The sequence below is a fragment of the Rahnella sp. BCC 1045 genome (assembly GCF_019049615.1).
Taxonomy (GTDB): domain Bacteria; phylum Pseudomonadota; class Gammaproteobacteria; order Enterobacterales; family Enterobacteriaceae; genus Rahnella; species Rahnella contaminans.
Map to the genome: position 1 here is coordinate 21,819 of NZ_JAFMOZ010000145.1, position 22,498 is coordinate 44,316.

Here is a 22,498-nt window from a genome sequence, read left to right on the forward strand (position 1 = left end):
TTCATCGGAATCCAACACAAACCGGTGGGTACCGGAAATAACAGGAGTTTCTCGTTCGTGTTAACCCTTTTGCATCTTTTGTCTGCTATTTCTTTGCTCGTATGGGGGACGCACATCGTGCGTACCGGCATCATGCGCGTTTTTGGCGCCAATCTGCGCCGTGTTCTGAGTAACAGCGTGGAGAAAAAGCCGCTGGCGTTTGTCGCCGGTATTGGCGTGACCGCACTGGTGCAAAGCAGTAATGCGACGGCACTGCTGGTAACGTCGTTTGTGTCGCAGGGGCTGGTTGCCCTGGCACCGGCGCTGGTGATTATTCTCGGCGCGGATGTCGGGACCGCCGTGATGGCGCGTATTCTGACTTTCGATCTCTCCTGGCTTTCTCCGCTGCTGATTTTCGTCGGCGTGGCCTTTTTCCTCAGCCGTAAACAAACCCGCGCCGGGCAGATGGGGCGCGTCTGTATCGGGCTTGGCCTGATTTTACTGGCGCTGGAACTGATTGTTGGCGCGGCAACGCCAATCATGCAGGCGTCGGGCGTGAAGGTTTTATTCTCTTCTCTGACCGGCGATGTGCTGCTGGATGCGCTGACCGGCGCAGTGTTTGCCATCATCAGTTATTCCAGCCTGGCGGCGGTGTTACTGACGGCAACGCTTGCGGCGACCGGCGTTATCTCGCTGAAAGTGTCGTTGTGTCTGGTGATTGGCGCAAACCTTGGCAGCGGGCTGCTGGCGATGATCAACGCCAGTAAAATGAATGCAGCCGGTCGCCGTGTGGCGCTGGGCAGCACGCTGTTCAAACTCATTGGTTTAGTGATTGTGCTGCCGTTTGTCGGGCCGCTTTCCGTGCAACTGGCGCGTCTGGGCATACCGGATGAAGAACTGGTCATTTATTTTCACATGTTCTACAACCTGATCCGTTGTCTGGCGATGGTGCCGCTGACCGCGCCGATGGCGAAGATTTGTCAGCTGATGATTGCTGATGTGCCGGAAGACGATCCACGTTTGCGTCCGCGCCATCTGGACGTCAGCGCGATTGATACCCCGACGCTGGCGCTGGCCAATGCCGCCCGCGAAACCCTGCGTATGGGCGATGTAGTGGAACATATGCTGATCCTCAACCGGGAAGTAATGCACGGAAAACTGGCGCAGGATCGCGAGGTACGGCGTCTCGATGACGATGTCGATGTGCTGTATACCGCCATCAAACTGTATCTGGCGCAAATCAACAAAGAAGGGCTGGGCGAAGACGATTCACGCCGCTGGGCGGAAATCATCGAAATGGCGCTGAATCTGGAACAGGCCGGTGACATTATCGAGCGCATGACCGGCGATATCACCGCCAAATCTCACGCCACACGCCGCGCATTTTCACCGGAAGGGCTGGTGGAGCTGGAAGCATTGCATGAGAAATTGCTCGACAACCTGCGTCTGAGTCTGGGGGTTTTCCTGTCGAACGACCTGACCAGCGCACGTCGTCTGCGCCGCTCCAAACACCGTTTCCGTATTCTTGACCGGCGCTATGCGCACGCCCACGTCGATCGCCTGCATCAGCATAACGTGCAAAGTATCGAAACCAGTTCGCTGCACCTTGGGTTGCTGGGCGATATGAAACGTCTTAACTCGTTGTTCTGTGCGGTGGCGTATAACGTGCTGGATCAGGATGAGCAGGAAGATGAACAGCGTGAAAATAACGATGATATGAAGCGGGTATGAGTTTTGGGATCGGGTGTAAACAATGAACCGGACGCGAACGATGCGCCCGGTTTTTTTGGCTTATCAGTCTTTTTTAACCGGTTTACCCGACCAGTAACCGGCCAGCAACGAGCCGGAAAGATTGTGCCAGACTGAGAACAGTGCGCCCGGCAGTGCAGCCAGCGGGGTGAAATAGATTTTCCCCAGCGTCGCCGCTAAGCCTGAGTTTTGCATCCCGACTTCCATCGCCAGCGTGCGGCAGGTGGTTTCGTCAAACCCGAACAGCTTCCCGCCCCAGTAACCGCTCAGCAGGCCAATGCCGTTGTGCAGAATCACCGCCACAATCACGATCAGGCCGACGGAACCGATAAAGCCCTGACTGCCCGCCACTACGGCGCTAATTATCGCCACGATACATACCATGGAAAACAGCGGCAGCAGCGGCTCGATGCGTTTCACGGTTTTGGTGAACAGATGATGAATAATCAGACCCGCTAAAATCGGGATAACCACGATCTGCAAAATGCTCAGCAGCATACCTTCCACATCCACTTTGATATGCGTATCAACGTACAGACGTGTCAGCAACGGTGTGGCGAAAACACCGACCAGTGTAGAGACGGCAGAAATCGTCACGGACAGCGCAACGTCACCTTTGGCGAGGTAAATCATCACGTTAGAGGCAGTGCCGCTGGCGACGCTGCCGACTAAAATCATCCCGGCGGACAAATCAGGTGGCATATGGAACAGTTTCGCCAGCACCCAGGCGGCCAGCGGCATCACCAGATAGTGCAAAAAAGTAGCGGCGGCGACCGGGCCCGGACGCGACAACACGCGTTTGAAATCACCGAATTCGAGGGTAACGCCCATCGCGAACATAATCAGCATCAGCAGGGTGGAAACATGCGGGCCAATCGGGGTGAACGTGCCGGGCGAATAATAGGCCGCGACGGATAACAGCACAGCCCACAGCGGGAACAGGCGGGTTATTTTGGCTAACATTGAGGATGATCCTTGTCTTTGTTGTTTTGCAAAAGGTACAGACAAAAAAAGACCGGGCACATGGCCCGGTCTTTTCAGATACCGCGCCCGTCGTTATTCGAATAGGTTGCGGTGTAGTGTTTTTACGACCTGATCGGCATCATTGCCCGGCACCAGGAAGCACAGGTTGTAGCTGCTTGCGCCGTAGCAAATCATGCGGATGTTGAACGGATCCAGCACGCCAAACACTTCTTTGCCAACGCCACAGGCCTGCGACAGCTTGTTGCCGATAATAGCGACCAGCGCCAGATTTTCTTCCACTTCCACGCGGCACAGTGAGGATAATTCTGTCAGCAGCGAAGTGGTCAGCAGGCTGGCATCGGAAGAGGTGGAGCCGGTGGTATCCAGCGTCAGCGCCACGCTGACTTCTGACGTGGTGATAAGATCCACGGAAATGCTGTGACGTGCCAGAATGCCAAACACTTCGGCGAGGAAACCGCGTGAATGCAACATGCTCAGGCTGTGCAGCGTGACCAGCGTTTGCCGGCGGCGCAGGGCAATTGCGCGGAACAGCGGCGGACTGTCTGTGGTATCGCACACTAACGTGCCGCCGCCCGACGGGTCTTTGCTCGAGCCGACAAACACCGGAATACCGCGGCGTACCGCAGGCAGTAATGTGGCCGGGTGCAGAACTTTCGCGCCAAAGGTCGCCATTTCAGCGGCTTCTTCGAAAGCGATACGATCAATGCGTTTTGCTGCCGGAACCAGCCGCGGATCGGTGGTGTAAATCCCCGGTACATCGGTCCAGATATCCACACGAACAGCGCTGAGCGCTTCACCCAGCAACGCCGCCGTGTAATCGCTGCCGCCACGGCCCAGCGTGGTCGTGCGGCCTTTGCCTTCAGAGCCGATAAAGCCCTGCGTGATCACCAGCGCGTCCTGCAGGCGCGGTTGCAGCTGTGAAACGGTTAACTCGCTCAGTGTCTTTGTGTCCGGTTCTGCACGACCAAAACGATCGTTGGTGCGCATGATTTTACGCACGTCGAACCATTCCACCGGCACGTTGCGCTGGCGGATGATTTCAACAAACAGAAGGGTAGACATCAGCTCGCCGTGGCTGACCAGTTCGTCGGTCAGCGCCGTTGATGTCGCGAGGCTGGCGGCTTCGGACAGCATAGCGATGTTTTCCAGCATGCGGCCCAGCTCTTCGCGGATCACCGTCGGATTGTCCAGACGGTCGATAATGGCATTCTGGATACGGCGAATTTCATCAAGCAGGAACGCCCGGCGCTCAGCTTCTTTGCCTTCGGCCAGTTCGACTAATAAATTGGTGACGCCCGCAGAGGCGGAGAGAACAACCAGACGCACTTCAGGGCGCGACAGAACGATATCTGCGCTGCGATTCATGGCGTCGAAATCCGCTACGCTGGTACCGCCGAATTTGGCGACGATAACGTTGCCCAGAGGCTGCGGGTTGGCGTTGCGGGTTGCTGCGTAATTCATGTAAAACCTCGTGTCAGGGTCGTCATACCAGACGGCCATCTATTCCATAAACTCTAAGAATTGGCACAAGGGGAGAGCGGGAAGGGGGCAGACGTAGAAATGCTACGATACACCCAGAAGCGCTCCACCTTGTCGACATCCTCACGGATGCCCGGTGACAACCCAGGGGATTCAGCCCCTGTAGCCGATCTTATGCCTGCCGAAGGCTTCAGACCTCGGCGTCGCTCCCCCTGATGTACCCTCGCAGGATTTCGGTTCCTCCGATACACTTCCTGGGCGACGCGCCTCTTCTGGCTCACGCGACACGCGCGCGAGTTAGGTGCTTAGGAATAACGGGTTCTCGCCTTTCTGTCAACGGCAACAGGCCGCTAACGCCACATTTTGAACGATTGTCATCTAATATTGTTCTCTGTCATTGTGATTTAGCAGATCTGACCTATCGCAAGAAAAGGCATCTCATCTCGGGAACTTCAGGATACAATCGGGACAGTTACCTCATATTTATTCTCAGCCTAAGAGCATTGCTATGAAAAATATCAATCCAACTCAGACCGCTGCCTGGCAAGCCCTGCAGCAGCATTTCGACAAGATGAAAGATGTGCAGATTAGCCATCTGTTTGCTGAAGATGGTGATCGTTTCTCCAAATTCTCTGCCACGTTTGAAGACCAGATGCTGGTCGACTTCTCTAAAAACCGTATCACGACAGAGACGCTGGACAAACTGCAGGCGCTGGCCAAAGAAACTGACCTTCAGGGCGCCATCAAATCGATGTTCTCTGGCGAGAAGATCAACCGTACTGAAGACCGCGCGGTGCTGCACGTTGCCCTGCGTAACCGCAGCAACACGCCAATCGTCGTGGACGGCAAAGATGTGATGCCGGAAGTCAACGCGGTTCTGGCGAAAATCAAAGGTTTCACCGAACGCGTTATCGGCGGCGAGTGGAAGGGTTATACCGGCAAAGCCATCACTGATGTAGTAAACATTGGTATCGGCGGTTCAGACCTTGGCCCGTTCATGGTGACTGAGGCACTGCGTCCGTACAAAAACCACCTGAATATGCATTTCGTCTCCAACGTGGATGGCACGCACATCGCCGAAACGCTGAAAGATTTGTCACCGGAAACCACGCTGTTCCTGGTGGCATCAAAAACCTTCACCACTCAGGAAACTATGACCAACGCCCACAGCGCGCGTGACTGGTTCCTGAAAACCGCGGGCGACGATAAGCATGTAGCGAAACACTTCGCGGCACTATCGACCAACGGTAAAGCGGTGAGTGAATTTGGTATCGACACCGACAACATGTTCGAGTTCTGGGACTGGGTCGGCGGCCGTTATTCACTGTGGTCCGCAATCGGTCTGTCTATCGCCCTGTCCGTTGGTTTTGATAACTTCGAACAACTGCTGAGCGGCGCTCACGCGATGGATAAACACTTCGCCAATACTCCGGCAGAGAAAAACCTGCCGGTTCTGCTGGCGCTGATCGGCATCTGGTACAACGATTTCTTCGGCACCGAAACTGAAGCTATCCTGCCATACGACCAGTACATGCACCGCTTTGCTGCTTACTTCCAGCAAGGCAACATGGAATCAAACGGTAAGTTCGTTGACCGTAACGGCAATCCAGTGGATTACCAGACTGGCCCGATCATCTGGGGCGAGCCGGGTACCAACGGCCAGCACGCGTTCTATCAGCTGATTCACCAGGGCACCAAAATCATCCCTTGTGACTTCATCGCGCCAGCTATCAGCCATAATCCGCTAAGCGATCACCACGCGAAATTGTTGTCTAACTTCTTTGCACAGACGGAAGCGCTGGCATTCGGTAAATCTCTGGACGTCGTCGAGAAAGAATTCGCCGATCAGGGTAAAAAACCGGAAGACGTTAAACACGTTGCGCCGTTCAAAGTGTTCGAAGGCAACCGTCCGACCAACTCTATCCTGCTGCGTGAAATCACGCCTTACAGCCTGGGTGCGTTGATTGCGATGTATGAGCACAAAATCTTTACTCAGGGTGCAATCCTGAACATCTACACCTTCGACCAATGGGGTGTGGAACTGGGTAAACAACTGGCGAACCGTATTCTTCCTGAACTGGAAGGCAGCGAAGATGTGACCGGCCACGACAGCTCGACCAATGGCCTGATTAACCGCTTCAAGAACTGGCGCTAATCCCCCGTCATCCTTCAGGTTGTTTCAGCGTTGGCTGCGTGAACTCACCCCGGTCACTTACTTATGTAAGCTCCCGGGGCTTCGTTCCCTTGCCGCCTTGATCCAGCCCCAATGATTTAGAGGGACAGGTCGAAATATTTCTAAATAAAAGGGTTAGCCTCAACGGGCTGGCCCTTTTTAATGCCGCTTTTCCGGCACAGACTCTGTGGTATTCTGCGGGTATTCATAACAAAAGTGGGATGTAGATCACATGGCAGGATCAAAACGCGCAATGATGATATCCGTCATTATGCAGCGAATCTTGAACGTTTTCTTATTGGGACTGGCCGCGATCCTGATGATTTTTATCGGGCGCGAAACCTATCATCTGGCGATGGTATTGTTCGTTAATAATGACCAGTCTTCGTCGTATCTCCTGATAGAGGGGATTGTGATTTACTTCCTCTATTTCGAGTTTATTGCGCTGATTATCAAATACTTTTCCTCGGGTTATCACTTTCCGCTGCGCTATTTTATTTATATCGGTATCACCGCAATTATCCGCCTGATTATCGTCGACCATAAAAGTCCTTATGACACGCTGGTTTACGCCTGTGCGATCCTCGTGCTGGTCGTAACGCTGTTCCTGGCAAACGGCGAACGTCTGCGTCGCGAATAAAACAGGCCATTACTGCCCCGCATTCATGCGCTAGAATGCGGGGCAGATAATTCATTGGAGGTATGAATACCTTCATTACGGAGCCGTTGATGTCTGATTCCCATTCCTCTGAACAATCCCCAATCCACTGGTTTGACGACCCTTCGCAGGTCCCTGCGGATGTTGCCGACTGGCTGATGGAAATGGGATCCATGACCCGCCGGTTTGAAAAGCAGGGTGTTACCGTCACCGTAAAGCCACAAAACGAATGTTTTGTCAGCCGGGGGGAACTGGGTGAAAGTGAAGCGCAGCAGTTACCTGAAAGTGCCCGTTACTGGATCCGCGAAATTGTGTTGTTTGGCGATGCCGAACCCTGGCTGCTGGGCCGCACGGTCATCCCTGAAGAAACGCTGACCGGACCGGATCTGGCGCTGGTTGATTTAGGCACCGTCCCGCTTGGACGCTATCTTTTCAGCGGCAATAACCTGACCCGCGATTACATTCATTTAGGGCAATTGCAGAGTGAAAATGGTGACTTATGGGCACGTCGTTCCCGCCTGCGTTTGTCAGATAAACCCCTGCTTCTGACTGAAATTTTCCTGCCAGACTCGCCGGTACATCGCCCCGAGGGCAAAGTGAGTAAGGCATGAGCCAGACTAATCAACAAGGAGAGCAGAGAGTGTCAGGAAGTATGACTCAGGGCACATGGCGTGATTACTGCCGCCTGATGCGTATTGATAAACCGATCGGCTCGCTGTTGCTGCTGTGGCCCACATTATGGGCGCTCTGGGTGGCCGGTGGCGGAATGCCTTCGGCAAAAATTTTGCTGGTTTTCGTGCTGGGCGTGTTTTTTATGCGCGCTGCCGGGTGCGTGGTGAATGACTACGCCGACCGTAAATTTGACGGTCATGTCAAACGTACCGCGAACCGTCCGCTGCCAAGCGGTGCGATTTCCGGTAAGCAGGCGAAAATGCTTTTTGCCGGGCTGGTGCTGGTTTCGTTCCTGCTGGTTCTGCTGCTTAACCGCATGACGATTTTGCTGTCTCTTGCCGGGCTGGCGCTGGCATGGATTTATCCGTTTATGAAGCGGGTCAGCCATTTGCCTCAGGTGGTTTTGGGCGCGGCATTTGGCTGGGCCATTCCGATGGCGTATGCGGCGGTGAGCGAAAGCGTACCGCTCAGCTGCTGGCTGATGTTTGCCGCTAATATCTGCTGGACGGTGGCGTACGACACGCAATACGCCATGGTTGACCGCGATGATGATTTGAAAATCGGTGTGAAATCGACAGCGATTCTGTTCGGTCGTTTTGACACGCTGATTATCGGCCTGCTGCAACTGGCGACGTTAATACTGATGGGCATTGTCGGCCATCTTTCCCAGCTTGGCGCGCCGTTCTACTGGTCGCTGCTGCTGGCCGCTGCGCTGTTTGTGCATCAGCAAAAGCTGATTGCTAAACGCGAGCGTGACGCCTGTTTCCTGGCTTTTCGCCAGAACAACTATGTCGGACTGGTGCTGTTCCTTGGCATTCTGATGAGTTTATCTGCTTTCAGCTTCTGAGCCTTTCAGGCAATAAAAAACGCCCGGTCTTTTTATAAGCCCGGGCGTTTTGCTTTATGGCGTTACCGCAATGATTTTAACGTCAATCAGTGATCGGTATCGCGCACGTCCATTTTAGGCTCAGCCGGAGGTTCTGTCGGTTGCGGCAGTTCCGAAGGCATACCTGCGCTTTCAATGGTGAGCTTGATATCCGGCGTCATCAAATCGCTGAGCATGATGTAAATCTCTCGCGTTTGCTCCTGAATCGCATCACCGCTGTCACTGATATAGCCCTCAGCGCGTAACGTGCCGACGAGCGTCGAGAACACCGCTTTGTCGAAGAATTCTGGCGCATTGATACCGTGAAGTACGGACAAACGCTGCGCCATAATCCGGCTCTCTTTTTCCAGCGCACCACGGTTGATACTTGGATTATTGGTGAGCAGGGAGAAGGTGATCGCGTAGCGTTGCAGCGTTTCACGCACACCTGCGGCCAGCAGTTGCAACGTGCGGATACGCGCCGGGTTAAGCGTCAGTTCGTCGTCTTCCAGATGAATGATTTGCTGACGAGCCAGTTCCAGCGTCAGGACATCCAGCACCTGCGGCAGCTCCGACTTATCGAAATACATAAACAGTTCAGCTTTGAGCATCGGGTAAATCAGCTCTACCTGACGCAGCAATTCAGCACGACTCACATGGCGGTGGTGCATCACGATACTTGAAATCAGCGACGGCAGAACCAGCATATGGTGGATGTTGTTGCGGTAATACGTCATCAGCACCGCTTGTTCGCGCGGCAGAACGATGATGTCGCCGATATTGTCTTTCTCGACCTGGAACTTGTTCATGTTCAGCGCGTGATCGAGCAGCTGATCGGCGCTCAGATCAGGCACGGTCGAATCCGCGTTATAAGGTACGTTACGCAGCAATTGCAGATAGCAGTCGATTTGTTCGATCAGCTGTTCGCGGGTCAGTGAGCGCTGTCGTGATGCCAGCAGCGCGGTACAACACAGGTTCATGGCATTGGCTGCCGCTGAGTTGTTGATACGCACCATGATCTGCTCTGCCAGATCCTGCACCGTTGGCGTCAGCCAGCTTGGACGTTGCGCTTCGATAGGATCGATTGCTTCACGCCAGGTCGGCACATTCTGGTTCAGGTACGTGGTCAGATGCAGCGGCTCACCGAAATTGACATAACCCTGGCCAAGGTTGCGCAGTTTGCGTAGACCATTGAGCATCTGGGTCAGGCTTTCTTTTTCTTTGGTCGCACCGCGCAATTCTTTCGCGTAGGTCCCCACTTCCATCACGTGCTCATAACCGATGTAAATCGGCACTAACGTAATCGGACGTGAACCGCCGCGCAGCATGGCCTGAATGGTCATCGCCAGCGTACCGGTTTTGGGTTCAAGCAGGCGTCCGGTGCGTGAACGACCCCCTTCGACAAAGTATTCGACCGAATAACCACGGCTGAACAACTCGCCCAGATATTCACGGAAAACGGTGGAATAGAGTTTGTTGCCTTTAAAGGTACGACGAATGAAGAACGCGCCAAGACGGCGGAAAATCGGACCGGCTGGCCAGAAATTCAGGTTGATACCGGCAGCGATATGCGGCGGCACCAGCCCCTGGTGATAGAGCACGTAAGACAACAGCAGGTAGTCCATATGACTGCGGTGGCAGGGCACATACACAATTTCCTGACCATCCAGCGCCAGCTGACGGACACGCTCAGCATTGTTGACGTTGATGCCTTTATATAAGCGGTTCCACGTCCAGCTCAGCACACGGTCCGACAGACGCACGGCCTCATAAGAGAAATTCGCCGCGATTTCTTCCATCAGCGCGATAGCATTCTGCTGGGCTTTTTCATGGGAAATTTTCTTGCTGCGGGCTTCGTCTTCAATCGCTTTTTCGATGGCCTTGGAAGCCAGCAGCTTATTGAATAAATCCTGACGAGCTGGAAGGCGCGGGCCGACTGCCGCCAGACGCTGGCGGGAGAAATGCATGCGCGCCACGCGTGCCAGTTTCTGAGCGATAGTTTTGTCTGTACCGTGTTCCGTCGCCATATAGCGCAGGGAAACGGTATTAGAGAAACGAACAAAACTGTCACGTCCGAGCCACAGCACGGCGAAGAATTTCTGGATGCCATTCAGCACGCGCAGATGCGGCGTATCATCCTGACCTTCCCGGCCCGGCGCACGACCAAACATCACGGAAACTGGCAGCATCTGAATGTCTAAATCCGGATTGTTGCGATGCAAATCCAGATAGTCGTGGAACAGCTTTACGGATTCCTGCTTCGGCGTGTAATAAGAGAATACGCGCGGGCCTTCAGCAATGAAAACATGGCTTGGCAGCAGGGTTCCGTCGATTTCCAGCGGAATAAGAGGGTCGGGCAGATTCTCGGCCAGACATTGCGCACGCAACGTCAGCAAGTCTGCTTTGGAGTTATAAGGCAATACGTACAAAATCGGGCGCGTCGGGTCTAAATGCAACTCGGTAACCGGATCTGAAGGTATGACCTTGCTCTTTACCAGCAATGAGAGTGGTAAATTCAATAATGTGTAATAAAGTCTACGCCAACCTGACATAAAAACGTGAAGCCTCTTGTTAGCAATTTCGCCGCAAGGATACCAGAAAGCTCAGATGAGATCTGTGGTGATGCGATACCATATAACAGCTAAAATGCTGCAAACACTCAAAGGATCAGTACCCGAAATGGCGAACCAAGTCACCGGATTTACCCGAATTTATAAAGCAGCCGGATATTCCTGGAAAGGATTGAAAGCCGCATGGCAAAATGAAGCGGCTTTTCGCCAGGAAGCCAGCGTCGCTATCCCGCTAATTTTGTTATCTTTCTGGCTGGATGTCAGCAGTATAGAACGTATCCTGCTGATTGGCTCCGTCGTGCTGGTGTGTGTGACTGAACTGCTTAACAGCGCCATTGAATCCGCGATTGACCGCATCGGGCCTGAGTTTCACGTCCTGTCTGGACGTGCGAAAGATATTGGCTCCGCCGCCGTACTTCTGACCATCATATTGGCGATTTTTGTCTGGGTCAGCATCTTTTGGCCGCGATGGTTCTGATCTGGAACCTGTATTCCAGGAATTGTCGTTATGCCCTGTTTTTATTCAATCTTAGGTTTTCATTGCCCGTTTAGCTGTATATACTCACAGCAAGACTGTATAAACAACCAGGGGGCGGAATGAAAGCTTTAACGACCAGACAACAAGAGGTCTACGACCTTATTCGCGATCATATCTCCACCACCGGTATGCCACCGACCCGCGCAGAGATTGCATCCCGTCTGGGGTTCCGTTCCCCGAACGCGGCGGAAGAACACCTGAAAGCGCTGGCGCGTAAAGGCGTTATCGAGATCGTTTCCGGTGCTTCGCGCGGTATTCGTCTGCTGATGGAAGAAGAAGAAGGTTTACCGCTGATTGGCCGCGTTGCCGCCGGTGAACCGCTGCTGGCTCAGCAGCACATCGAAGGACATTACCAGGTCGATCCGGCCATGTTTAAACCGAGTGCGGATTTCCTGCTGCGCGTCAGCGGGATGTCGATGCGTGATATCGGTATTCTGGATGGTGACCTACTGGCAGTACACAAAACGCAGGACGTCCGTAACGGGCAGGTTGTCGTTGCGCGTATTGATGATGAAGTCACGGTCAAACGCCTGAAGAAACAGGGCAGTGTTGTTCAGCTGTTGCCTGAAAACAGCGAATTCCAGCCGATTGTGGTTGATTTGCGTGAACAGAATTTCAGCATTGAAGGTCTGGCGGTTGGCGTTATCCGCAACGGCGACTGGATCTAATCTGCGCTTAAGTTCTACGTTGCAGGTGCATTGGCCGCCTCTGACGCGCCTGTAAATATCAGTATCTCATCGCCCCGTTTTGGGGCGATATTGTTTGAAGCTGCTTATAAACTTTCCCGATAAAATCCTTTTTCTCATGTGTTATCCGCTGCGTTGCCTGTTTAGATCAAATGCCGGATTTGCACTCTCTGTGCTCTGAATTACAGGCCTTTTTCAGTCAGACAGATTCCAATTCCACGTTATATCCTGCTTTGGATTAATCCTAATAGTGGTTTTTATCCCTGTTTTGGGAAGACGAATCCGCATTCTCTACTAAGCTTTGAAGTGTTAAGGACGGGCTGCCAGCAAACGTGCAGCTCCACAACCCAAGGTAACAGGAGATATTTATCATGAATAAGGACCAAGCCGACGGTAACTGGAAGCAGTTCAAAGGGAAAGTGAAAGAACAGTGGGGTAAGCTGACTGATGACGACCTGACAGTCGTTGAAGGTAAACGTGATCAGCTGGTAGGTAAGATTCAGGAGCGATATGGCTATCAGAAGGATCAGGCCGAGAAAGAGCTCAAGGATTGGGAATCGAAAAACAAATATCACTGGTAACACGCGACTCCCCCTCGCGTATCAGTGACGTATCCTGAGTTATTGCTGCTCCTACCCGGAACACTTTCAGGATACGGGTACAAGGATGTACCCAACCTTCAACATCTTCCTTCTACATCTTCCTTCTACACCTTAAATTATCCGTTCAGCTGCGTTAAAACCCTTCCGCTTTACGCCTTTTGAAATTCCATCAAAAACACCTGATTTCTCAGCGTTTTTTTACCACAATGCTGTGGTCGTGTTCGCAATGATCGTGGCTGTCGCAGGTTTCAACAACTTTGCATTCGGCACATAAGCCATGCGCTTCAACGACCGAATGACGCAACTCAAAACCAGATTCAAGTGCCAGTTTCGCCAGACGTTCTTCAATGCCGTCTGTGGTTTTTTCCGTGACCAGCCCGCAGCGGTCACAGATAAATAGCGCGGAAGTGTGGCTCGGCTCTTCGAAATGATGGCAAAGCACATAGCTGTTAGCCGATTCAACCCGATGAATAAACCCTTGTTCCAGCAGAAAATCCAGCGCCCGGTAAACCGTTGGCGGTTTGGCCTGTGGTTCGCTGACGCGCAGCAGATCCAGCAAGTCATAGGCGCTGATCGCACCGGGTTGTTGCGCCATCAGTCGCAAAACTTCCAGCCGCTGCGGTGTAAGACGAACATTGCGCTGCTGGCAAAGTTCTTCAGCTTGTGAAAGTAATTTTTCCGGATTATTCAGGGTCATAGCAACATTCTCTGAGCGCAGATTGGGATAAATAGGCCACATCATGCAGCCATTCTTAATTTTATCATGCTTCAGCCAGATCGACGAATTATGCGCCGCTCAGCCCGCCATACCTTCCAGCGCTTTTTCCACATACAGGTAACCAATGCCCATAATTTGCTGCTCGCGGCTTAGCGTGCCGGGCGCAATGTGTGTCGCCTGCGTTTTGACATGATCGGTTCTGTCAAACGGGTTCAGCCCGCTCTGTGCGCGGACGGCGTTCAGCCAGACGTCGCCGAATCCGCAACTGCGACCGTACAGATAAATACGGTTAATGTTCAAAATATTGAGGAAATTATACAGGCTCAGTCCCAGCGCCCGCGCACCCTCCATCACCTGCGCGCAAAGTGCCGCGTCGCCCTGATGAAACCGGTCAATCAGCTCCTGCGTGCCCGGTGTGCGTGGTGGCTGCAAAGGATTCTCTGTCACGATAAGCTGCCGGGCTTTTTTCTTCAGCGCCGACAGCGAAGCCAGCGTTTCCAGGCAACCATAGCGACCACAGGCGCAGCGGCTGCCCTGCGGATCGACAATCGTGTGCCCGAGTTGCCCGCTGCCAAAAAGGCTGCCGCGATAAATCTGCTGATTGATCACGAAAGAAGATCCGATGCCGTAATCGACGTTGATCACGCAAAAATCATGCTGGTCGTTCGCGTGCTGCCACTTCTCGGCCAGCGCCAGCATGATGCAGTCGTTATCCATCAGGATTTCGGTTTGCAGCTTCTCTTCGAGCAAATATTTAATCTCGATTTCGCCGGTCCACGGTGCCTGCGGCATGCGCTGAGACACGCCGGTAGTCGGATTCACCTGCCCGTGGATCGCCAGCGCCAGCCGGATTTTGAGGCCGGGGAATTTCTTCCGATACTGATGAAAACAGGCTTCGATCTGCGCCAGCATCGCTTCCGGCGTTTTGACCGCAATATCCGTCAGCTGGTAGCCGCTCAGCGGCAAAATCAGCCGGTTCACCAGAATGCTCTCGATGCGATAAGGCGTGATGTTCATGCACAAGATCGTGCTGTCATCCGTGGCGACCTGATAACTTCCGCCGCCAAGCCCGCGGGAATGCAAATTCACCGGATTATGGGTGATCAGTCCGTCGTTTTGCAGATCATCAAGGATCTTGCTGATAGCCGGAATCGACAGATGTGAAAGCCGCGACAGCGTTGATTTACTGGTATTTTTCTCCCGGTAAAGCAACGTCATCAGCACCTGCTTATTAAACTGACGTACCCGCAGATTGTTCAATCCTTCCATCGGCATTTACTAAACCCCGTTTACTGAATTGCGTGACCGTAGCGGATCCGCGTCTTTTGTACGTTGCGTAGACTCTCGAAATTGATATTTAGGTATGACGTATTGAGGACAAATCATGAGCGGAACAGTAAAAGTCTGGCAGGAAGCGGTGGATTTACCGACCTGGTTAACAGGGAAACAGGACACGCACCCGATGTTTCTGGCGCACCGGGTGTATCAGGGCTCGTCCGGCGCGGTCTATCCGTACGGCGTGACCGATACGCTGACCGGTGAGAAAGTCATGAAAACCTATCAGGCGCTGTATCTGGAAAATGATTATATCAAAATCATGCTGTTACCCGAGCTTGGCGGGCGTGTACATCGCGCCTGGGACAAAGTAAAACAGCGTGATTTTGTCTATTACAACGAAGTCGTGAAACCGGCACTGGTCGGCTTGCTCGGGCCGTGGATTTCCGGCGGCATTGAATTTAACTGGCCGCAACATCACCGCCCGACCACTTTTATGCCGGTAGACTTCACGATTGCCGAGCAGGAAAACGGCGCGAAAACGGTCTGGATGGGTGAAGTTGAGCCGATGCGCGGTTTGCAGGTGATGACCGGTTTCACGGTGTATCCGGACAAAGCGTTGCTGGAAATCAGCGCGAAAATTTACAACGGCAATCCAACGCCGCGCCATTTCCTGTGGTGGGCGAACCCCGCGGTCACCGGCGGCGACGGTCATCAGAGTGTATTCCCGCCGGACGTCACCGCGGTTTTCGATCACGGCAAACGCGACGTCTCGTCATTCCCGATAGCCACCGGCACTTACTACAAAGTGGATTACTCGGCAGGCACCGATATCTCGCGCTACAAAAACATCCCGGTGCCGACTTCATACATGGCGGATAAATCTGACTACGACTTTGTCGGCGCGTATGACCACGATCAGCAGGGCGGATTACTGCACATCGCCGACCATCATGTTTCGCCGGGCAAAAAACAGTGGACGTGGGGGAACTGCGATTTTGGCCGTGCGTGGGACAGAAATCTCACTGATAACAACGGGCCGTACATCGAACTGATGACCGGCGTCTTCACCGATAATCAGCCGGACTTCACCTGGCTGGATGCATATGAAGAGAAATGTTTTGTGCAAAACTTCCTGCCTTACAGCGGGTTAGGTACAGTGCAGAATGCTTCTGAGCAGGCAGTAGTTAAGCTTGAACGTCACGGAGATACACTCAAGTGGGGCGTGTACGCCGTCAGTCCGTTGCAGGCCGCACGACTGGAAATCGCCGGTGAGAAGGACAGCGAACTTCTGCTCGAAGACGCGATAAACCTGCAACCGGGCGAAGTGATTCAGAGCGAGCTGCGCGGCGAATTCCCGGCGCGCCTGCGGTTACGTTTGCTGGATAAACAGGGTGCTGAATTGCTGACCTATCAGGAGCATCAGGCCGAAGAAATGCCGCTGCCCTCGCCGGCAACCGCGCCGTTGCCTGCGGCGGAGGTTACTTCTGCCGATGAAGCCTGGTTTATCGGCCAGCATCTTGAGCAGTATAACCACGCCAGTCAGGGCGCAGAGAACTACTACCGGCGCGGCGTGGCGCTCGATCCGCTGAATTATCGCTGCAATCTGGCGCTGGCGACGCTGGAATACAACCGGGCGAATTTTTCTCAGGCTGTCACTCTGGCGGATGCCGCACTGAGCCGTGCGCACCGGCTAAATAAGAATCCGCAATGCGGCCTGGCGAGCCTGATCCGCGCCAGTGCGCTGGCGCAAACCGACGATTTTGATGCCGCGTTTGACGGTTATTACCGTGCCATATGGAGCGGTAACGCCAAACCGGGCGGGTACTTCGGGCTGGCGCAGATTGCGACCCGCCGCCAGCAGTTCACGCAGGCGCTGAATTTCTGTGAGCAGGGGCTGGCGACGCAGGCTAATCATTACGGGCTGATTGGCCTGAAAGCTCTGTTGCTGTGCCTCAGCGGGCAGGATGCGCGTCCGTTTATCGACACACATTTGCAGCAATATCCGCTTCACTACCTTTTGCATTTTTTACGCTATCACCTTGCGCCGGACACCGGCGCTGCGACTGAGCTGCACCGTGTTACCGGGCGTCGTGGTGAAAATGCCATGAATATCGCCATGCAACTCAAGGAGTGCGGGCAGGATTTGCTGGCGCGGGAAGCCCTGCGCGTGCTCGACAGTCAGGAAACACTGCCGCTGTATTTGCGTGCGAGCCTTGAGGACGAAGGGCGCGAAGCCTTGTGTCAGGCAGCGCGGCGCGTTTTCCCGGACAGGGTTCGTTTCCCGCAATGGCTGGCGGAAGTTCGCCTGCTGGATGCATTCCCCGATGACGCCTTTGCCCTGCATCTTCTGGCCTCTTTCCATTACAGCAAAGGCAATACCTCTGCCGCCGTGACCTGCTGGCAGCGCTGTCAGACGCTTGAACCAGACTTCGCCGATGCATGGCGCGGGCTGGGAATTTATGCGTGGAACCACCAGCACGATGCCGCCGAAGCGCGCCGCTGTCTTGAAGAAGCCTGTCGGTTACAGCCGCAGGATGCGCGTTTGTTATTTGAATCTGATTTGCTGAACCGGCTGGCCGGTATCCCGCCGCAAATCCGTCTCGCGCGGCTGGAGAAGTTACTGCCGGTGGCGACACAACGTGACGATCTGACCGCCGAATTGCTCGGCCTGTATAACCTCAGCGGTCAGTTACAGCCCGCGAAAGCGCTTCTGGCCGACCGGCAGTTCCATCCGTGGGAAGGTGGCGAAGGGCGGATCACCGGGCAATATCTGATAAATAAACAGCTGCTGGCCTTTGAAGCGCTGAATGCCGGAAACGCAGTTGCAGCGCAGGCTTTGCTGCTGTCGGCGCTGGAATATCCGCATAACCTCAGCGAAGGGCGGCTGGTCGGGCAGACCGACAATGACATCTGTTTCTGGCTGGGCGTCTGCGCGCAAAAACTACAGCAGCATAAGCAGGCGCAGGCGTGGTTTGAGCGCGCGGCGGCCGGTGATAAAGGCATGGGCGAGCGGCGCTATTACAACGATCAGCCGGTCGATTATCTGTTCTATCAGGGAATGGCGCTGCGCAAACTTAACGATCCGGCGCAGAGTCGTCAGGTCTTCACGCAGATGCTGGAATGGGCCGCCAGTGCGGAAATACAGCCGGTCACCGACGACTTCTTTGCTGTGTCATTGCCGGATTTGGTGGTGCTGACCGGCGACCGTCAGAAAGACCATCGCATCCACTGTTTGCTGGTGAAAGCGCTGGCGCTGCGCGGGCTGAACGACGACGGTTCCGATGATGTGCTGCAACAGATTTTTGCGCTGGATCCGTCCTGTACGAAAGCGCATCTCTTCTCGCAACTGCCTGACTGTTAACCGGAGAAAATCATGCCGCTCTGTTCTCTGGAAAACCACCATCTTGCGCTGACTGTATCGTCTTCGGGCGGCACGATTTTACAGCTTAGCGCAAGACGCTCCGGCGGGGATTTTCCGCTGCTGCGCCCGGCCATGCTCAGTGACGAAACACCCGCGGCGCAGTCTGCGTGTTTTCCGCTGGTGCCGTTCGGCAACCGGCTGAAAGGGAATGCGTTCAGCTTTGAAGGGAAAACGTACCGTTTGTCGCCCAATACCGCCGATGCGCATTACCTGCACGGCGATGGCTGGCTGGCGGAGTGGGACTGTATTTTTCAGGGCGCGGAGTCACTGACGCTGGCTTTTGAGCATCACAGCGACAGCTATTGTTATCACGCCGAACAGCGTTTTTTGCTCGCCGGCGACCGGCTGGAGGTGACGATGACCGTCACCAATCTGGCCGATTATGCACTGCCTTTCGGGCTGGGCTGGCATCCGTTTTTCCCGCTGACGGCGTCCACCCGTTTGCAGGCTGTCGCTTCGGGTTACTGGCAGGAAGAGGCGCAATGCGTGGCGGGGAAACATCATCAAAATTTGCCCGCTGATCTGGATTTTTGTACATCCCAGCCCTTGCCGCGCCGCTGGGTGAATAATGGATTTTCCGGCTGGAATGGTTCGGCTGATATCGTCTGGCCGGATGCCGGACAGCAATTACGGCTGACCACTCAACCGGCCTGCCCGGTGTATTTCCTGTTTATGCCAGATACCCGTTTCGACCCCGGCTATCAGCACGATTTTTTCTGCATTGAACCCATGACCCATGCGGCAAATGACCATCATTTGCCGGGCGGTGGCTCGCTGACGGTTTTATCTCCGGGCGCTCACCTGACACAGCAAATGTCGCTGCACTGTATTGCACTGTGCGGCGACGAACATGCCTGAATGAGGAATGATTATGTCTGACTCACAAGCTTTGAATATGCCCTACGTATGGATGATTTGCCTGGTGGCTGCCTGCGGCGGCTTGCTGTTTGGTTATGACTGGGTGGTGATCGGGGGAGCCAAGCCTTTTTACGAGGCGTATTTTGGCATCACCGACGCCGCGATGTCCGGCTGGGCGATGAGCTCCGCCTTGCTGGGCTGCGTGCTGGGCGCCGCGGTTTCCGGTTCGCTTTCTGACCGGTTTGGCCGTCGCCTGCCGCTGATTATCGCTGCGGTCTTATTTACCGCTTCCGGTATCGGCACGGCACTGGCATTCAGTTTCGACTCCTTTGTTTTCTGGCGTATTGCGGGCGGTGTCGGTATCGGTCTGGCCTCCGTGCTGGCACCGGTTTACATCGCCGAAATCAGCCCGGCAGAAAAACGCGGCCGCTTTGTCGCCGTCAATCAGCTGACCATTGTGCTCGGCGTTCTGGCCGCACAACTGATTAACCTGATGATTGCTGAACCCGTGGCGTCTGCCGCCGCGCAGGCCGATATTTTGCAAAGCTGGAACGGACAAACCGGCTGGCGCTACATGTTTGGTGCGGAAGCCATTCCGGCGGCAGTCTTTTTAGTGCTGATGTTTGTGGTGCCTGAATCCCCGCGCTGGCTGGCGAAAGCGAACCGTTATGCGCAGGCCGAAAAGGTTTTGGGCCGCATCGGTTCTGCCGGATATGCGCGTTCAACGCTGGCGGATATCCGCCGTTCTCTCGGTTCTGAAAGCCAGAAAGTGCCGTTCTCGGCGCTGTGGGAACCGCGCGTCCGACCGATTGTGCTGATGGGTATTGTGCTGGCGGTTTTCCAGCAGTGGTGCGGCATCAATGTGATATTCAACTATGCGCAGGAGATTTTTGCGTCTGCCGGATTTGATATCAACGACACGCTGAAATCGATTGTCGCCACCGGCCTCATCAACCTGATTTTCACGCTGCTGGCGTTGCCGCTGGTGGACAAAATCGGGCGTCGCCGTCTGATGCAGTTGGGTTCTGCGGGCCTGACCGTGATTTATATTCTGATCGGGCTGGCCTACACCTTTGGCGTGATGGGATTACCGGTGTTGCTGCTTGTGCTGGTGGCCATCGCGATTTACGCCATGACGCTCGCGCCGGTAACCTGGGTATTGTTGTCTGAAATCTTCCCGAACCGTGTGCGCGGCAACGCTATGGCGGTCGGTACGCTGGCGCTCTGGATTGCCTGTTTCTTCCTGACGTATACCTTCCCGCTGATGAACGCGGCGCTGGGCGCGGCGGGCAGCTTCTTTATCTACGCGGTGATTTGTATGGCGGGCTGGATTTTCATTCAATGCAAAGTGCCGGAAACGCGCGGTGTCACGCTGGAAGTGCTGGAGCAGCGTCTGAGCCGTACCGCCGCAGAGCGAAAAACCGACGATGCGGCCGTGTCGCAAAGCCGCTAAACCGGGCAAGATGCCGAATGTTTGTTCTGTGGTATAATCAGCGATTAACTTCCCTCTGGCCGCCGTGCCGGAGGGAGCGCCATGAACCCTCAGCGAATGTCAGGCCGATGTCAGAAACTCAACACGCAATGCCCCAAAACGCCATGTCCACAACCCAGCCATATTCCGCTCAGCGTTTTTCCGTTGCGCCTATGCTCGACTGGACCGACCGACACTGTCGCCATTTCCACCGACTGATGACTGGCCAGACATTGCTGTACACCGAAATGGTCACTACCGGCGCGATTATTCATGGCAAAGGTGATTATCTGGGCTTTGGCAATGAAGAACATCCGGTGTCTTTGCAGCTGGGCGGCAGCAATCCGGCCGATCTGGCGCACTGCGCGAAGCTGGCAGAAGAACGCGGCTATGACGAGATCAACCTGAACGTCGGTTGTCCGTCGGATCGTGTGCAGAACGGTATGTTCGGTGCCTGCCTGATGGGTCAGGCGTCGCTGGTGGCGGACTGCATTAAAGCGATGCGCGATGTGGTGTCGATTCCGGTCACCGTCAAAACCCGCATCGGGATTGACGATCAGGACAGCTACGAATTCCTCTGCGATTTCATCCGTCAGGTGTCTGAAAACGGCGGCTGCGATACCTTTATCATTCATGCCCGTAAAGCCTGGCTTTCCGGCCTGAGCCCGAAAGAAAACCGTGAAATCCCCCCACTGGATTACCCGCGTGTTTATCAGCTCAAGCGTGATTTCTCTCATCTGACGATGGCGATTAACGGCGGCATCAAAACGCTGGAAGAAGCCAAAACGCATCTGCAACATATGGACGGCGTGATGGTGGGCCGCGAAGCTTATCAGAATCCCGGCATGTTGCTGAATGTGGATCGCGAGCTTTTTGGTTCCGACGCGCCGCTGAAAACCGGGCCGGATATTATCCGCGCACTGTATCCGTATATCGAAGCGGAGCTCAGCAAAGGCACTTATCTGGGCCACATCACCCGCCATATTCTGGGTCTGTTCCAGGGCGTGCCGGGTGCGCGTCAGTTCCGCCGTCATCTCAGCGAAAACGCGCATAAAGCGGGCGCCGGCATCGACGTGGTTGAACAGGCATTGCAGATGGTTGCTCAGCAGCAGGCAATGGCAGCGGAGCAGGCATAAAAACAGCGTGATAAAATTCACTATCTGTTAGTCAAACTCACTATCTTTTCGCAGGCCGTTTGTGCCTGCGGATTATTTTATTCTTTATATTCAATCAATTATTTATCCCCTCACACTGGCACGTTTCTTGTAATAGCTTACCCGTGTTCTGACATCACGTCTTATTGCACATGGCTTATTAAGGAGCACCCGATGCTGGAAATTCTCTTCGTGCTTGGTTTTTTCTTTATGCTGATGCTGACCGGCATTTCCCTGCTGGGCATGGTGGCAGCGCTGATCGTGGCATTTGGTCTGATGATGTTGGGCGGCTTCTTTGTGATTGTTATTAAAATGTTGCCGTGGCTGATTTTAGCGGTCGCTGCCGTCTGGGTTTACCGGACATTTATCCGGCCTGACGAACCAAAATATCGCCGTCGCCGCCTGCCATAAAAAATTCGGAAGATAAGTCGTTTTCATAACTTCATGAAATAGAAAAGGTTGATGGCGGCGTTTTGAGCACAAAAAAATGTAAACGTTACATCTATAACTTTTACTTATGTGCTAGCGATCACAAGCTGGATCAGAATGTGCGGTCGAAATGCATAAATCATATTTTTTAACATGGGTGACTGTTAGGATGGAATTCATACGTGGTCAGCAGGCCGCAAACTGAATTCATCAA

General features: G+C 54.2%; 18 protein-coding genes and 1 riboswitch. Of the genes, 13 read left to right on the plus strand and 5 right to left on the minus strand.

Features of this window, described 5'->3' with window-relative positions; translation table 11 throughout:
* Nucleotides 1-57 precede the first annotated feature (57 nt).
* Nucleotides 58-1,710: a Na/Pi cotransporter family protein gene (locus J1782_RS25360; RefSeq protein WP_152327442.1), complete on the plus strand. Its 1,653-nt coding sequence runs from the start codon at nucleotides 58-60 to the stop codon at nucleotides 1,708-1,710.
* A gap of 63 nt (nucleotides 1,711-1,773) precedes the next feature.
* Here the strand turns inward: J1782_RS25360 and panS are convergent, their stop codons facing one another.
* Nucleotides 1,774-2,691 (minus strand): ketopantoate/pantoate/pantothenate transporter PanS, encoded by a 918-nt coding sequence (gene panS, locus J1782_RS25365; RefSeq protein WP_152327441.1) that lies wholly within the window; start codon nucleotides 2,689-2,691, stop codon nucleotides 1,774-1,776.
* Nucleotides 2,692-2,784: 93 nt separating this feature from the next.
* A complete protein-coding gene (gene lysC, locus J1782_RS25370; RefSeq protein WP_217154208.1) occupies nucleotides 2,785-4,173 on the minus strand; it encodes a lysine-sensitive aspartokinase 3 in 1,389 nt (462 codons plus the stop codon).
* Between the two features lie 109 nt (nucleotides 4,174-4,282).
* Nucleotides 4,283-4,471: riboswitch (Lysine riboswitch) on the minus strand.
* A gap of 228 nt (nucleotides 4,472-4,699) precedes the next feature.
* On the opposite strand from lysC, the gene pgi reads away from it, so the two are divergent.
* The 4 genes from pgi (at nucleotide 4,700) to ubiA (ending at nucleotide 8,541) form a co-directional block, all read left to right on the plus strand.
* A complete protein-coding gene (pgi, locus tag J1782_RS25375) occupies nucleotides 4,700-6,346 on the plus strand; it encodes a glucose-6-phosphate isomerase (RefSeq protein WP_208950210.1) in 1,647 nt (548 codons plus the stop codon).
* A gap of 250 nt (nucleotides 6,347-6,596) precedes the next feature.
* Nucleotides 6,597-7,004: a phosphate-starvation-inducible protein PsiE gene (gene psiE / locus J1782_RS25380; RefSeq protein ID WP_095924316.1), complete on the plus strand. Its 408-nt coding sequence runs from the start codon at nucleotides 6,597-6,599 to the stop codon at nucleotides 7,002-7,004.
* Nucleotides 7,005-7,093: 89 nt separating this feature from the next.
* Complete coding sequence (gene ubiC, locus J1782_RS25385; protein ID WP_165061223.1) at nucleotides 7,094-7,633, plus strand: chorismate lyase; 540 nt, start codon at nucleotides 7,094-7,096, stop codon at nucleotides 7,631-7,633.
* A 41-nt stretch (nucleotides 7,634-7,674) separates the two neighbouring features.
* Nucleotides 7,675-8,541 (plus strand): 4-hydroxybenzoate octaprenyltransferase, encoded by an 867-nt coding sequence (gene ubiA, locus J1782_RS25390; protein WP_193333198.1) that lies wholly within the window; start codon nucleotides 7,675-7,677, stop codon nucleotides 8,539-8,541.
* An 86-nt stretch (nucleotides 8,542-8,627) separates the two neighbouring features.
* On the opposite strand, the gene plsB is transcribed toward ubiA, so the two are convergent.
* Complete coding sequence (plsB, locus tag J1782_RS25395; RefSeq protein ID WP_152327436.1) at nucleotides 8,628-11,111, minus strand: glycerol-3-phosphate 1-O-acyltransferase PlsB; 2,484 nt, start codon at nucleotides 11,109-11,111, stop codon at nucleotides 8,628-8,630.
* A gap of 127 nt (nucleotides 11,112-11,238) precedes the next feature.
* Here plsB and J1782_RS25400 point away from each other — a divergent pair, with 127 nt between their 5' ends.
* The 3 genes from J1782_RS25400 (at nucleotide 11,239) to J1782_RS25410 (ending at nucleotide 12,934) form a co-directional block, all read left to right on the plus strand.
* Nucleotides 11,239-11,607, plus strand: coding sequence for a diacylglycerol kinase (locus J1782_RS25400; protein ID WP_152327435.1), 369 nt, complete (start codon nucleotides 11,239-11,241; stop codon nucleotides 11,605-11,607).
* A gap of 119 nt (nucleotides 11,608-11,726) precedes the next feature.
* Nucleotides 11,727-12,335 (plus strand): transcriptional repressor LexA, encoded by a 609-nt coding sequence (gene lexA, locus J1782_RS25405; RefSeq protein ID WP_047605531.1) that lies wholly within the window; start codon nucleotides 11,727-11,729, stop codon nucleotides 12,333-12,335.
* 389 nt (nucleotides 12,336-12,724) lie between these two features.
* Nucleotides 12,725-12,934, plus strand: coding sequence for a CsbD family protein (locus J1782_RS25410; protein WP_101074856.1), 210 nt, complete (start codon nucleotides 12,725-12,727; stop codon nucleotides 12,932-12,934).
* Nucleotides 12,935-13,142: 208 nt separating this feature from the next.
* Here J1782_RS25410 and zur read toward each other — a convergent pair whose 3' ends face one another.
* Nucleotides 13,143-13,652: a zinc uptake transcriptional repressor Zur gene (gene zur, locus J1782_RS25415; protein ID WP_152327434.1), complete on the minus strand. Its 510-nt coding sequence runs from the start codon at nucleotides 13,650-13,652 to the stop codon at nucleotides 13,143-13,145.
* 99 nt (nucleotides 13,653-13,751) lie between these two features.
* Entirely contained in the window at nucleotides 13,752-14,948 is a 1,197-nt protein-coding gene (locus J1782_RS25420; RefSeq protein WP_208950209.1) for an ROK family transcriptional regulator, read from the minus strand.
* 109 nt (nucleotides 14,949-15,057) lie between these two features.
* Between J1782_RS25420 and J1782_RS25425 the strand changes: the two genes are divergently transcribed.
* The 5 genes from J1782_RS25425 to pspG all read left to right on the plus strand — a co-directional run bounded on the left by J1782_RS25425 (nucleotide 15,058) and on the right by pspG (nucleotide 22,266).
* On the plus strand, nucleotides 15,058-18,312 hold the full coding sequence (locus tag J1782_RS25425) for a DUF5107 domain-containing protein (protein ID WP_217154209.1): 3,255 nt from the start codon (nucleotides 15,058-15,060) through the stop codon (nucleotides 18,310-18,312).
* Between the two features lie 12 nt (nucleotides 18,313-18,324).
* Entirely contained in the window at nucleotides 18,325-19,230 is a 906-nt protein-coding gene (locus tag J1782_RS25430) for an aldose 1-epimerase (RefSeq protein WP_217154210.1), read from the plus strand.
* Between the two features lie 13 nt (nucleotides 19,231-19,243).
* Entirely contained in the window at nucleotides 19,244-20,683 is a 1,440-nt protein-coding gene (locus tag J1782_RS25435; protein ID WP_217154211.1) for a sugar porter family MFS transporter, read from the plus strand.
* Nucleotides 20,684-20,790: 107 nt separating this feature from the next.
* Nucleotides 20,791-21,837: a tRNA dihydrouridine(20/20a) synthase DusA gene (dusA, locus tag J1782_RS25440; protein ID WP_371819834.1), complete on the plus strand. Its 1,047-nt coding sequence runs from the start codon at nucleotides 20,791-20,793 to the stop codon at nucleotides 21,835-21,837.
* A gap of 192 nt (nucleotides 21,838-22,029) precedes the next feature.
* Complete coding sequence (gene pspG, locus J1782_RS25445) at nucleotides 22,030-22,266, plus strand: envelope stress response protein PspG (protein ID WP_217154212.1); 237 nt, start codon at nucleotides 22,030-22,032, stop codon at nucleotides 22,264-22,266.
* Nucleotides 22,267-22,498 lie beyond the last annotated feature (232 nt).